General features: G+C 44.8%; 10 protein-coding genes. 2 read left to right on the top strand and 8 right to left on the bottom strand.

Annotated elements, in window-relative coordinates; genetic code table 11:
• Nucleotides 1-131 precede the first annotated feature (131 nt).
• The 4 genes from KIH41_RS11160 to KIH41_RS11145 all read right to left on the bottom strand — a co-directional run bounded on the left by KIH41_RS11160 (nt 132) and on the right by KIH41_RS11145 (nt 4,070).
• Nucleotides 132-1,073: a fasciclin domain-containing protein gene (locus KIH41_RS11160; RefSeq protein ID WP_246535411.1), complete on the bottom strand. Its 942-nt coding sequence runs from the start codon at nt 1,071-1,073 to the stop codon at nt 132-134.
• Nucleotides 1,074-1,368: 295 nt separating this feature from the next.
• On the bottom strand, nt 1,369-1,575 hold the full coding sequence (locus tag KIH41_RS11155) for a hypothetical protein (protein ID WP_143962024.1): 207 nt from the start codon (nt 1,573-1,575) through the stop codon (nt 1,369-1,371).
• Between the two features lie 315 nt (nt 1,576-1,890).
• The gene (locus tag KIH41_RS11150) at nt 1,891-2,583 is read right to left on the bottom strand and encodes an ABC transporter ATP-binding protein (protein WP_214162431.1); all 693 of its coding nucleotides are present in this window, start codon (nt 2,581-2,583) and stop codon (nt 1,891-1,893) included.
• On the bottom strand, nt 2,580-4,070 hold the full coding sequence (locus KIH41_RS11145) for a DUF5687 family protein (protein ID WP_214162430.1): 1,491 nt from the start codon (nt 4,068-4,070) through the stop codon (nt 2,580-2,582). Before KIH41_RS11145 ends, KIH41_RS11150 begins: the two co-directional genes overlap by 4 nt.
• 159 nt (nt 4,071-4,229) lie before the next feature.
• Here KIH41_RS11145 and KIH41_RS11140 point away from each other — a divergent pair, with 159 nt between their 5' ends.
• Complete coding sequence (locus tag KIH41_RS11140) at nt 4,230-5,465, top strand: hypothetical protein (protein ID WP_213945859.1); 1,236 nt, start codon at nt 4,230-4,232, stop codon at nt 5,463-5,465.
• 169 nt (nt 5,466-5,634) lie between these two features.
• Here KIH41_RS11140 and KIH41_RS11135 read toward each other — a convergent pair whose 3' ends face one another.
• From KIH41_RS11135 to lpdA, 4 genes are all read right to left on the bottom strand, one after another.
• Nucleotides 5,635-6,897, bottom strand: coding sequence for a replication-associated recombination protein A (locus KIH41_RS11135; protein WP_214162429.1), 1,263 nt, complete (start codon nt 6,895-6,897; stop codon nt 5,635-5,637).
• 46 nt (nt 6,898-6,943) lie between these two features.
• Nucleotides 6,944-7,978, bottom strand: a complete 1,035-nt coding sequence (locus KIH41_RS11130) for a threonine aldolase family protein (RefSeq protein WP_214162428.1) — start codon at nt 7,976-7,978, stop codon at nt 6,944-6,946.
• A 62-nt stretch (nt 7,979-8,040) separates the two neighbouring features.
• Entirely contained in the window at nt 8,041-8,925 is an 885-nt protein-coding gene (locus KIH41_RS11125) for a glycerophosphodiester phosphodiesterase family protein (protein WP_214162427.1), read from the bottom strand.
• A 135-nt stretch (nt 8,926-9,060) separates the two neighbouring features.
• Nucleotides 9,061-10,458 carry a dihydrolipoyl dehydrogenase gene (gene lpdA / locus KIH41_RS11120; protein WP_214162426.1) on the bottom strand — a complete coding sequence of 466 codons (1,398 nt, stop codon included), beginning with the start codon at nt 10,456-10,458 and terminating at the stop codon, nt 9,061-9,063.
• Nucleotides 10,459-10,727: 269 nt separating this feature from the next.
• Between lpdA and KIH41_RS11115 the strand changes: the two genes are divergently transcribed.
• Entirely contained in the window at nt 10,728-13,946 is a 3,219-nt protein-coding gene (locus KIH41_RS11115) for a S41 family peptidase (protein WP_213945864.1), read from the top strand.
• The last annotated feature ends 212 nt before the right edge of the window (nt 13,947-14,158 follow it).

The raw sequence follows: 14,158 nt of genomic DNA, 5'->3' as shown, positions 1-14,158 counted from the left end.
TATAAAAAACCTTGTAAAGCAATTTACAAGGTTTTTTTTATGGACTAAAACAAAAAAAAGACTACCGAAACGCTCCGGCAGCCTTTTTACTTTCCCTTAACCTACTTTAATCTTTTACCACTTATATATTATTATGGGACAATTACATCGTTGATCACGTGTATCACACCGTTGGTTGCCAAGATATTTAGCATATCAGCGTTCAGGTTTGCTCCACCTACAGTCAATGCGCTCAAGTCGACAGTCAAGGTCGCATCAGAATTCAGAGTTGGCAATTCAGCACCTTGACGAAGGTCTTGCGAGAATGCTCTGGATGGAACTACGTGGGCTGTCAATACTGCCGTAAGTGTTTCTAGAGGAATATCTTCATACCCGTTAACACCTAGTGCATCATATAGTGCCTGGAAAGCTGCATCGGTAGGAGCAAATACAGTGTAGTTAGCTTCACTATCATTAACAGCACCAACCAAATCTGCACGCTGCAATGCTCCCACCAATTGTGTAAACTCAGGGCTGTCCCCCTCAGTTGCATCTACTGCAATTTCTGCAATGGTCTGGCTTGGCGGTACAATCACATAATCCAACACATGAATCACACCGTTGGAAGCCGTAATATCTGCATCGATAATTCTGGTATTGCCGTTGATCCACCAGTTACCCTCTGGATCTTCGCTCAAATAAAGATCGGCTCCATTAACAGTTCCCTGTGCACCGGCAGATAGCTGGCCTGAAGTCACCGCTCCTGACAACACATGGTAAGTAAGCACATCGCCCAACGCAGGACTGTTCAAAAGATCATTAGCCTCCAAATTGTTATCGCTTAAATATGCTGAAAAAGCTGCGTCGTTAGGTGCAAAAACAGTGAATGGACCTGGTCCCTGCAGTGTCGCTACTAAATCAGCCTGTACTAAGGCCGCCTCCAAAGTATTGAAGTCATTACTTTCCAATACAATGTCTACAATATCCCGCTCTACATCGGGCATCGGGTCAGTCGGGGTGGTATCGTTACATGCCACGAATCCGAAGGTCAGCAAAGGTGCCAACATCAAATTTTTAAAGGTCTGTGCTTTCATGATTTCTTATGTTTAGAAATTGTTTCTGATAGTATAGGTAAAATCACAAATGCAGATATTTTGTTTAAAAGAATACGAAAAAAGTTAAACGTTTTTAGAAAGAAAATTTAAAACACCCTTAAAAACGCATTCCAGGGCATTTTTTGTAGTGAAAAAAATGAGAATTTTTTTTTGCTGATTTTAGAGGAGGTCAAAAAAAATGCCCGGTACCTATATAGATACCGGGCAAGTTTCTCTCGTGACGAAAAATCCAATAATACCGCCTATTAAAAAGTATGGTCAAAAAGTAAAGTTCTTACAATAGCAATGCACTTTTAAGTCCATCAACAAATCTGCTACTCATAGTTTTACCATTAGCCACAGGTTCCACATCAATTGCGCGAATCGCTGTACTCTTTCTAATGGTTTCCCACATAATGTCTTTTGCCTCTCTTTCGTTGGAAGCCTCAGTATTGATTTCAAAATCAACCCCGTTAATCTCAAGTTTAATCACGTATTTCATAGTGTCTGCAATTAATGTTAAACAATTATATATCTTATTAATCAAAGAGAAAAGTTATTTACAAAATACTTTTATCTATATCTGAAATACAGAATTGATATTTCAAAAGTAGAGATTGTTTTTGAATAAACCAAAACTTCTTCAGAATATATTTACTACATATCAAAACATGAGCCACATTTTACAAGATATCACTGGCATTTAATATATTTTTTATTGAAATAATCCTTTTCCACACCTCAAAAAACCGCCTATAGGCACAAAAAAAGGCCTTTCGGCCCTTTTGTAAAAAATCTGAAATAATTTTAAAATTTTTCAGTGGTTGAAATAAGTGTCCAGTTCCTGCCCCATTTCCAACTTGTCCTTCAAGTCTTTTTTCACCTCACCTTTTTCGAGGAGCACTATCCTGTCACAGATCTCGGTCACATGGTTGAGGTCGTGACTAGAAATTAGAAACGTCACTCCATTTTGGCTTTCCTCCAGCACCAACCTTTTCAGCCTATTCTGAGAGGTAGGATCCAGATTTTCGAAGGGCTCATCCAATAAAACCGCCTTAGGCTGGCCGATCAAGGCAGCCGCAATTCCCACTTTCTTAATATTACCCTTTGAAAGGTCTCTAATGTATTTCTTCTTGCCTAAGATCTCATCATTGAAAAAATCAGTAAACTTCCCAAGATGGTTGGCAAGATCAGCATCTGAAAGCCCATATACCTTCCTGAGGGTCTCGAAATATTCATCCGGGGTCAAGTAACCCAGCAGCATGTGCTCGTCCAGAAAGGCACCGACTTCACGTTTCCAGTCCTCGTTTTCGCATACATTGGTTCCTTCATAGAGCACAGCACCCCCAGTAGGACGCACGAGATCAAGAATCATCCTGAAAAACGTGGTTTTACCCGCCCCGTTATTCCCAACTAAGCCGAAACATTCTCCCTGCTGGATCTCCAGACTGGAAATATTCAGCACCACCGCGGTTTTATATTGCTTTATTAAATTCTCTATACGTATCATAATTCTTGTCTAAAAGATGATGAAATCTCATATTTATTTGAAATAATCCTTTGTACCGATATTGCAGCCATCTTATTGAAAGCCAGCATACCCGCAATTCCAATCACGCCAAGCACCGCCAGTCCTACATACGGACCCCATAAAGCCGCAATTGGCAGAAAAAAGATGTAGGGTGCCACCATCATAGGAATAATCATTAGAAATTGCGCCATCCCAACTCCTTCATAGTTGAACATTGCCCCTTTATTCAAATCCATGGGTTTGGGCTTGTACAGGGAAAGCCAGATAACCAAATGCATGATCACCCCGATATTGAACACAAACATCACTAAATGTATTAGCAAAATATCCCATCCAAAATACACGTATGGAACTGACAAAAGCAGGCACAAAGAACAGATACTGGCAAATAGCAAGTATTTACCCTGAACCAACTCCTTAACTCCATTCTTGCGGGAAAGAAAAAAGTCAAAATTGGCCGAGTTCCAACTCAGGAACAGTTGCCCGTACTGCAGCATAAATATCCCCGTAATAAAGGATCCTACAAAAACCCACAAGTAGGGAAACGTTTCGCCAGGCACATAACCAGCATCATTGGTGTAAAAAATAAGACCGTACAGCAAAAAGAACCCCGCAAGATTCAGGTAGGTACGGCTTTTTTTGTGTCGGATTATTAGCTTCCATTCCAGATTGGCGTATTCGCCAGCCATCCCAAACCTATTGAAAAACCCGATAGACTGGTTCCCGAATTTCACCTGCTCCTCAGAAGTCAGGTCCTCCACATAGGTATTTTTCCTGTAAAACTTATAGGCAACCAAATAAGCCGCAATGAAAATCAGCACCCCAATTGCAACTGGCAAGAAATTCACCAAGGCAAATTCGAATACGGGCGCCATTACCTGCCCAATATCAAACCAGCCCATATAATTGGCCCCACTACTCAGCACCATCACCCCGGCAAGCATTACAATACTCCAAATGCTATCATCATAGGACTGCTTAAACCAAAGGACCAAATAATGTAGGGCCCAACTTAGCATAAGCAAAAAACCGAACCATTGGAACGCCTGTCCGGCACCATAGGAAGGGGTGATATTCATTACCGTAATGGGTAGAAAGAGTAGAATTGCTACAATATTAAGCGGGGATATAAATGATTTGACAAGAAGAAAATTGATAATAAACCCCTTATTAACCGGGTGGTGCAGCCAATTTTCAAGATCCAACACAGGCAGGCTTTGGATAAAATACCTGTAAATAATTTCAAATAGGAAGAAGTAAATCAAATAGCGATTAAGAACATTAACCGCTTCTTCTCCTTCAAAGAAATTCTCAATCAAATAGGGCAAACTGATGCCCAGTAAGAAAATGTAACTTAACAGCAGCAAAGCCACTAACCCCAAGAAAAGCGCTACGGCTAAGCTTCTTCCAAAGCTGCTTGACCTGGAAAGCTTCAACATTTCCAAGCGCAAAAACTGAAATACCATAATTACAAAATTTAGGATGGTAATATAAGGTTTTCTTAGGACTCAATTCTCCCATACATAAAAATCTCTTAACAAAATTTAAGAGCGAATCGAAGAATCGGAATGCCTAGCTTACCTCTATATTTGTTTGAAATTACATGCTATTAGCCAGCTAATCATATGATAAGAAAAGCTTTACTGACCCTTACTTTGGGGACGGTAATTTTCGCAGCCCAAGGGCAACAGGATTTGGATTCCTTAAAAATTCTTCGCTTGGAGAGGGAAATTGAATCCCTTCGGAACTATAATGAAAACCTTTCAGGAACCCTAGAAATCACCAATCTCGCGATCAACGACTTGGTGAGGGACAAAAAAGTCTCCGATGAGACCAAATGGCTATCCTTAAAAGCATCAATTCTCCATTCCACCACTGTTTACAAAAAATTAAGTGATGATATTATCAACCTGAAGTCGAGGGTAACCGACGAGGATTATCAGGGGTTCATCAAAACACTGGGAAGTATTCAAGGGGGACCTTTGGGGTTTTCCTTTCAGGATGTGATCATAGAGACGGCCAAGAAAACCGCCTTCTTTGAAAGCAAAACCAAAATGGACCGCTTCCTTGAAATCACCAACAACATCATCGCCAGCCCCATCACCGCAGGCGTGCCATTTGTTTCTCAGGCTGTCTTTGCTTCCAACTCCTTGCTGAACGTCGCCTACAGTTCCATGCTAGGGGAAAAGAAACCGGATTACGATAGACTTAAGAAATTCGAAAACGAGCTTAATAAATACTTAACCTACTACACCGCCCTCGACAAGGCAAACATTGCCAACCAATCCTCCACGAATGACCGGATCGTGATGCTGGAAAACCTGCAATTGGAATTGCTAGGCAAACTTAAGAAGGAAGCCCCGAAACTAGGTTTTGACATTCCTGACAGAAAAAACAGCGAAACGTTGGATGCCTATTTCAATAGAGTACTCGGTGGGTTTTCAAAGGAAAACGTAGAAAAGCATATTGTATCGCTTGAAAACAAATACCGCAATAATCGAGGAGAAATTCAATATGCAACTCTTCTTCAGCAGGAGCAAAATCTAAAACATTACAATGCCCACATCTTTTCCTTGGTAGACATGTCCAAGAAATTTATCCTCTACTACGATAATTTCTTTGAAATAGCGGACAATTACCACGTGAAGGTTTTGGAAGCCATTGCGCTAGCTCACCGAAACGGGATTATTCAGGGCAACAAGGTGAACGGCCAAATGGAAGACCCTTTGTTTGTTTACGAAAAAATCAATTTCAACCTAAAAGCCAAGAAAACCTCCCGTGACAACGGCATCAAGGACAGCATCAACATCGCCGACCTCAAGCAAAAAATCGAGAAGGTAGAGGAGTTCAGGTTGATGTAGAAAAGCAATGGGACACAGAGTTTTTAAGAGTTCAAAATAGAGTTTCGCAGAACTTGTTCCGAGCATCGGGAAGCTCATTTGCGGCAGCTATTTTATAAAAAAACTCTGTGAAACTCTCCCGATAGCTATCGGGATTAACTCTGTGCAACTCCGTGTCCCTTTTAAACGATCAATACCCGTATTTCTTCCCCCAGAGCTTCTGCAGGTTTCTCCGCAGCTCGTTTTCGCGGGCATTGTTGCCGGGATCATAAAGCTTGGCGCCCTTGAGCTTGTCGGGAAGAAATTCTTGGGCCACGAAGTTGTTTTCGTAGTCATGGGAATATTTGTACTCCTTTCCATAATTGAGATCTTTCATCAGCTTGGTCGGTGCGTTCCTTAAATGCAGGGGTACCGGCAGATCACCCTCCTGCCTCACGATGGCCTGGGCCTTGTTGATGGCCATATAACTGGCGTTGCTCTTGGCCGAACTTGCCAGGTAGGTCACGCACTGTGAAAGGACTATCATAGCCTCGGGGTAACCGATCATTTTGACTGCTTCAAAGCAGTTGGTGGCCAAAAGCAGGGCATTGGGATTGGCGTTACCGATATCCTCGGAGGCCAGAATCACCAGCCTCCTGGCGATGAACTTCACATCCTCCCCTCCTTCTATCATCCTTGCCAGCCAATAAACGGCCGCATTGGGGTCGGAGCCACGGATGGATTTGATGAAGGCAGATATGATGTCGTAGTGCTGTTCACCGGACTTGTCATATAGAGCCACCTTCTGCTGGGCGATTTCCATCACCTTTTTGTCCGTAATCACACATGGGCGCTCCTCAATGCCGTTGATGACAATCTCCAGCAGGTTCAGCAGTTTTCTGCCGTCCCCTCCAGAAATACGCAACAAGGCATCAATTTCCTCCAGCTTCACCTCCACCTTTTTCAGGTCCACGTCCTTTTCCAATGCCTGAGCAATCATCCTTTCCAACTCCGGTCTTCCAAGACTGTTGAGGGTGAAGACCTGGCATCTGGAGAGCAAGGCGGCATTGACTTCAAAAGATGGGTTTTCTGTAGTGGCGCCGATTAGGCGGATGGTCCCTTTTTCCACCGCCGCCAGGAGTGCATCTTGCTGGCTTTTATTGAAACGGTGTATCTCGTCGATGAACAAGACGACCCCTTGCTGAAACCTGGCCTTTTCGATCACCTCACGGATGTCCTTCACCCCGGAACTGATGGCGCTGAGGGTGTAGAAAGGCGCCTTCACTTCGTTAGCGATGATATTGGCAATGGTCGTCTTCCCCACCCCGGGAGGTCCCCAAAGGATAATGGAAGGCACATTACCGGACTTGACGGCTCTATAAAGAAAAGAAGTTGGCGAGGAAAGATGCTCCTGCCCGATCAGATCCTCCAACCGGGTCGGCCGCATCCGCTCTGCTAATGGGGTGTTGTTCATGAGTGATTCAAATTTACTCCGTGAAACTCTTTTTCCAAACTCTGTGCTACTCCGCGTCCTTTTGTAGACGAAGGCTCAAAACTTTCTCCTCAAAAGCCTCCAGATGTTCATCCGTAAAATCCAGGTGGGTCACAAACCGTATCTGGTCCTTACCAAACTTGACGGCTTTGATCCCCTGCTCTTTCAGCCTTTCCAGCATTTCGGCTGGCGATACATCATTCAGCCTTGCAATTACAATGTTGGTCTTCACCGGAAACACCTCGCTTACCCATTCCTGCTGCTCCAGAATCTGACCGATCCTTTCTGCACGCTGATGGTCCTCCTTCAATCTTTCCACATGATGGTCGAGGGCGTAGATTCCAGCAGCCGCCAAAAAGCCTGCCTGCCTCATACCTCCCCCCAAAGCTTTTCTTACTTTCCGAGCTTTGTGGATAAATTTTGCATTACCCAAAAGCACAGAGCCAACCGGACATCCCAACCCTTTGCTCAGACAGATGGAAATGGAATCAAAAGCTTCGCCCCAGTCTTTAGGACTCTCTCCAGTCACCGCCAGTGCATTGAACAGCCTGGCTCCGTCAAGGTGAAGTTTCAATCCATGCTTTTCGCAAAGCTCCTTGATCGGCAATATTTCTTTCAAATTGTAAATGCTTCCCCCACCCTTATTCATGGTGTTTTCCAAAGCCACCAATGTGGTCTCCGGAGCATGGACATCATCGGGATTTATGGCCTCTTCAACATCTTCAGGTGAAATTTTCCCCAAAGGCCCGTCAAGCAGCTTCACCGACGCCTGACTGTTGGACATGATACCCCCACCTTCGTACAGGTAGATGTGGGAATATTTATGGCAGATGATCTCGGTCTGTGGTCCCGTGTGCAAGCGGATAGCAATCTGGTTTGTCATTGTACCGGATGGGCAATAAAGCCCAGCCTCCATGCCGAACATTTCGGCCAACTTCTGCTCGAGTTTGCTGACCGTGGGATCCTCATTAAATACATCATCCCCGACTTCGGCATTGAACATCGCCTCTATCATGCCTTTGGTGGGTTTGGTAAAAGTATCGCTTCGCAGTTCTATATTCATATTTATCATTCATCATTTCAGTCCATAGCAGATAGTCCATGGTCCATAAAAATTATGTTATATCATTCATTCCTCAACGCCTCCGCAGCCTCGATCGGTCTGTCGGTGGCCAATATATCCGCCCCGTTTTGCACAAACTTCACGTAAAGCTCATCCCCTCCGGCCTCGGCCATCTTGTCAAGGTTACCAAGTACGCCCAGAATAGTAAAAACTCCTCTATCGTGTAATCTTTGATTAAACTCCCGGGTTCTTTCTGATAGCCCCGTAAAAGCAATCACATTTTCCCAGGGAACACCCGTATCCTCAAATCTTTTTATCTCTTCTTCATTTCTAATGGTGACGGAAAGCATAAGATCAGGATTCAGATCATGTATTTTCTTTGCATCTTTAAAATTGTAAGTAATTACCGCCGCATTGCCGACAGTTGAAGTGGCCTCAATCTCAGAGACGACCATTTCAAAGGGCACATTTCTCTTCACATCTACGGTGAGAATTGCCTTCCCCTTACTCCATTCCAGCGCCTCTCTCAAGGTTGGCACTTGGTATTCCGTTTCACTCCCTTCATTGTCGACCAGTTTTAACCTTCTGATCTCATCAAAAGTATAATTTACAACTTTCCCCTTCCCCGTTGTAGTTCTATCTAGGGTATTGTCATGCATTAAAATCATGACAGAGTCCTTAGTCAGCTCAACATCAAACTCTATGATGGCCGGGGTGTTCCGTAAGGTATGGTCAAAGGTTTCAATGGCGTTTTCGGGAAAACCCGGGTACGGGCCACCTCGGTGAGCGCTTACCATAGGCGATCGGGATGGATCCCATGTAAAAAACTCCTTTGCCTCCCGCGCTGATGAAAGGTTGATGTAATTTTCTCCCGTAGTACTTTCCCCTTGCTGGCTTTGGCAGGCAAAGGCGGCAAGCATCAATATATAAAGGGTGACTTTTTTCATGAAATAAATTTAGAGATTTCAGGATTAATAAATCAATGAATTTTTACCAAAGGCGTAAAAACAAAACCCTGCCAAATGATTTGACAGGGTTTGCACTATTTATTATGAAACAGGAAAAAATTTCTTGTCAATAAATTACAGGTGGATCACCTCATCGTAAGCGACCGTAGCTGCTTCCATCACCGCTTCTGACATAGTCGGGTGCGGGTGAACAGTTTTGATCAATTCATGACCGGTAGTTTCCAGTTTTCTTACAGCCACAATCTCGGCGATCATCTCGGTCACATTGTTTCCGATCATATGCGCACCAAGCAATTCGCCATATTTGGCATCAAAGATCAACTTCACAAAACCATCCTTGGCACCAGCAGCTGAAGCCTTTCCGGATGCTGAGAATGGAAACTTACCAACCTTAACTTCATAACCTGCGTCCTTAGCTGCTTTTTCAGTATATCCCACTGATGAGATTTCAGGATAGCAGTATGTACAGCCAGGGATATTGTTGTAATCCAATGGATCAGGGTTGTGGCCTGCGATTTTCTCCACACAGATGATTCCTTCAGCAGAAGCAACGTGTGCCAAAGCCGGTCCAGGAATCACATCACCGATGGCATAGTAGCCAGGCATATTGGTTTTATAAAACTCATCAACCTTAACTCTTCCTTTATCCACCAAAATCCCAACATCTTCCAAACCACAGTTTTCGATATTGGCGGCAATTCCTACTGCCGAAAGAACCACATCACATTCTAATGTTTCTTCTCCTTTTTTACCTTTTACAGTAACCTTGCAGCCTTCGCCTTTAGTATCAACAGCCGTAACCTCAGAGCTGGTCATGATCTTCATACCAGCCTTTTTGAAGTTTTTCTCCAAAGCTTTGGATACTTCCTCATCCTCTACCGGCACAATTCTGTCCATAAATTCCACTATGGTCACTTCTGTACCCAAGGCATTGTAAAAATAAGCGAACTCCACGCCGATTGCTCCGGAACCAACCACAACCATTTTCTTAGGCTGCTTTTCCAAAGTCATCGCTTTTCTATAACCGATGATCTTCTCATTGTCGATCTTCAATGCAGGAAGCTCTCTGGATCTTGCACCGGTTGCGATGATGATATGATCTGCCGAGTAAGTGGTCTTGTTGCCGTCCTTGGCTTCTACCTCCACTTTTTTGCCTGGCTTCACTTTGCCCCAGCCCAAAAGTTGCTCGATTTTGTTTTTCTTCAAAAGGAACTGGATCCCTTTGCTCATACCGTCGGCAACACCGCGGCTTCTTTTTACCATTCCCTCAAAATCAGCACTTGCCTCGCTTACTTTGATACCATAATCGGCAGCATGGTTGATATATTCAAACACCTGGGCACTTTTCAATAAGGCTTTGGTGGGAATACAACCCCAATTTAAGCAGATCCCACCCAACTCGGCAGCTTCTACCACAGCAGTTTTCAAACCCAATTGGGAAGCACGAATGGCAGCCACATAGCCCCCAGGACCACTTCCTACTACGATTACATCAAATTTTGTTGAAGACATATATGTAAAGTTTTGTTATTTCTAAATAGCTATGCAAAAATAAGCTTTTTGACGGCAGAAAAAAATTAACTTCCGAAGTTCTGCAATTTGATTAGAGATTCAGAATAGGAATTATACAAAACCAAAAAACATGATTGATTATTTCGCTATTTAGGATTTGTTGAAATCTTTGGTTAGCGGTAAAAACAACAATGCTTCTTATCCTCTAAATTATTTGTCTTTTCCCCTCCATACCCTATCTTAATACCGGAATTATCAAAACCCAACATATGAAAAGCAGATTAGGAATTTTTCTCCTGGCGCTCATGTCCACACAGGCATTTGCCCAGGAGGACGCGCTTTGGATGCGCTATCCGGCCATCAGCCCGGATGGAAAAGACATCGCCTTCACCTATAAGGGCGATATTTACAAGGTTCCCTCCTCCGGCGGAAGAGCCATTCCCGTGACCACGCACCCTGGCTACGAATTTCGGCCAACCTGGTCTGAAGACGGCAAAAAGATCGCCTTCGCCTCCGATAGGCATGGCAACTTTGACGTCTTTGTAGCCGATGCGGAATTCGGCCGGCCCGAAAGGCTGACCTACCACTCCACTAACGATTATCCGGCGGCCTTCAATTCTCAAGGTGTCATTTTTACCAGTTCGAGACTTCCCGCACAGGAATCCTCCCATTTCCCATATGGCCGGTTCCAAGAACTCTACTTGGTTAGCCTTGACGGCAAACTCCCCAAACAGCTCCTGTCCATTCCCATGGACGAGGTTCAACCGAACAAGGCCGGCAACAAATACCTTTATCAAGACTTGAAAGGATATGAAGACACTTGGAGAAAAAAACACACCTCAGCCATCACCAGGGACATCTGGCTTTACGATGCTGAAAAAGACTCACATATACAGCTGACCACCTTTGAAGGCGAAGACCGCAGCCCGGTCTGGTCAGCCGACGAAAAAACCGTCTACTACCTTAGCGAGGAAGGCGGCAGTTCCAACGTTTGGAAACTTGATCTGGAAAACCCTGAATCGCGGCAGCAAATAACCGACTTTGAAACCCACCCGGTAAGGTTCTTGTCCATTGCCGGCGACAATACCCTCACCTTTGGCTATAATGGGGAAATCTACACCTTCAAGGAAGGCCATGAACCGCATAAGGTCTCCATACAAATTCCTTTTGACGAAAAATCGGTGGCCATTTCCCCTGAAACGCTTACCAATGGCGCCACTGAGATGGCCGTTTCCCCTGATGGGAAAGAAGTTGCTTTCATTGTGCGCGGGGAGGTTTTTGTAACCAATACAGAATCCAATACCACCAAAAGGATCACCAACACACCTGAACAGGAAAGGTCGGTTACCTTCAGCCCTGACGGCAAAAAACTACTTTATGCCGCTGAAAGGAATGGCAGTTGGAACCTTTATGAAAGCAAAATCCGACGAAGCGGGGAGGAACCATATTTCTATATTTCCACCATACTGGAGGAAACCCCGCTCTTGGAGACAGACAGAGAAACATTCCAACCCAATTATTCACCCGACGGAAAGGAAGTAGCTTTCCTTGAAGACCGCACCACGCTCAAAATACTCAATCTCGACAGCAAGCAAGTTCGCACCGTTTTGCCTGGGGACAAAAATTACTCCTATTCAGATGGTGACCAGTATTTCGAATGGTCACCGGACAGCAAGTGGCTTTTGGTGACTTTTATTGAGAAAGAAAGATGGGTGACGGAAGTTGGCCTGGTAGATGCCTCCGGCAAAGAGCCTGTGGTCAATCTCACCCAAAGCGGATACATCGACGACATGCCCAAATGGGGATATGAGGGAAACGTCATCACCTGGCACACCGACAAAATGGGCTTCCGCTCCCATGGCAGCTGGGGTTCACAAGGAGACATCTTCGCCATGTACCTCAATCAGGAGACTTTTGACCGCTTCAAGCTGAGCAAGGATGAGTTTACCTTGTTGGAAGAAAGGGAGAAAGAAGAAAAGAAGAATGGTGAAAACGATGAAAAAGATAAGCCTGCAAATCCCATCAATATCCAGTTAAAAAATCTTGAGGACAGGGTAGTCCGCATCACGCCAAATAGCAGCAGCTTATCAGATGCGGTCCTTTCCCCAGACGGCAAAAAACTTTATTATCTTTCCTATTATGAAAATGGCCATGACCTTTGGGAAACCGATCTTATCGAAAAGAAGACCAAAGTACTTACCAAGCTGGAAGCCAATGCCTCCGAGCTGTACCTAGACAAAAAAGGCGAAAATGCCTTTATACAAACCAGCAAGGGCATCAAAAAGGTGAAACTCGAGGACGGAACCTCCAAGGACGTTTCCTTTGCCGCCCAAATGGATCTCAACACTCCTGCCGAGCGGGAATACATTTTTGACCACATGTGGCGGCAGGTGAGAGAAAAATTTTATGTGACTGACCTCCATGGGGTGGACTGGGAAAGCATGAAAGAAAATTATGAGCGTTTCCTGCCCCATATCAACAATGATTATGATTTTGCAGAAATGAGTTCCGAACTGCTCGGCGAGCTAAACGCCTCCCATACCGGCATGCGCTATAGCCATAAGGACAGCAAAGGTGATCAAACCGCATCTCTCGGGGCATTCTACGACCCAAACCACAGCGGAAAAGGCCTGAAAATACTTGAAGTGATCGACAAGTCTCCATTGGAAAAAGCAACTGGCAGGATATCAGCAGGAGACATCATCGAAAAAATCGACGGTGTGGAGGTCACCGAAGGCATGAACTACTACTCTTTGCTCAACCGGAAAGCAGACAAGCCGGTTTTGCTGACTGTCAGAACTGGCAATGGCAATTCTCGTGAGGTTGCAGTCCGCCCCATTACCCAGGGTCAGGAAAGCGAACTTTTGTACCAAAGATGGGTGAAAAGCCGTCGTGCTGAAACTGAAAGGCTTTCAGATGGCAGATTGGGCTATGTCCATGTGAGGGGCATGAACAGTCCAAGTTTCAGGGAGGTTTTTGCTGAGCTCATGGGCAGATACTATGATAAAGAAGCAGTGATCGTGGACACCAGATTCAATGGTGGCGGCTGGCTCCATGATGACCTGGCAACGTTGCTGAGCGGGGAAAAATACGTGACCCTCTTCCCTAGGGGTCAAGTAATAGGCTCCGAGCCACAAAACAAATGGGCAAAGCCCTCTGTAGTGTTGATGGGCGAAGGCAATTATTCCGATGCCCACTTCTTCCCGGTCGCCTACAAGGCTTTGAACATCGGCAAAACCATTGGCATGCCGGTACCCGGCACCACCACAGCAGTATGGTGGGAAACCCAAATCAACCCCAACCTAGTTTTTGGCATTCCCCAGGTCGGCGTTCAAGATATGGAAGGTGACCTGCTGGAAAACAAACAGCTCGACCCCGACATCCAAGTCAAAAACGAGCCTGGAATGGTGGACAAGGGCCGAGACCAACAATTGGAAAGGGCTGTGGAGGAACTGTTGAAAGAGGTTAAGGTTGCTGAAAAAAGATGATATTGCTTCATGCAGTCATAAGGCTATTCGGATTATCCGGGTAGCCTTTTTCTATTTCCGATATTAACGCTGCACCTGTTGCGAAAAGCGCTGCGCCCGCCGCGTGAAACTTGTCCGTGAAGTAGCTCTGTGAGACTCCCTTTTGAAACTCCTTTTAACTCTGTGTCCCTTTTTAGTGATATTTCCTTATTTTTGACCTTCATTTGAAACCA

The sequence above is a fragment of the Litoribacter ruber genome (genome assembly GCF_018500185.1).
Taxonomy (GTDB): domain Bacteria; phylum Bacteroidota; class Bacteroidia; order Cytophagales; family Cyclobacteriaceae; genus Litoribacter; species Litoribacter ruber.
Note: the sequence above shows the minus strand (reverse complement) of the source record. Positions and strands in the feature narration are given on the sequence as shown.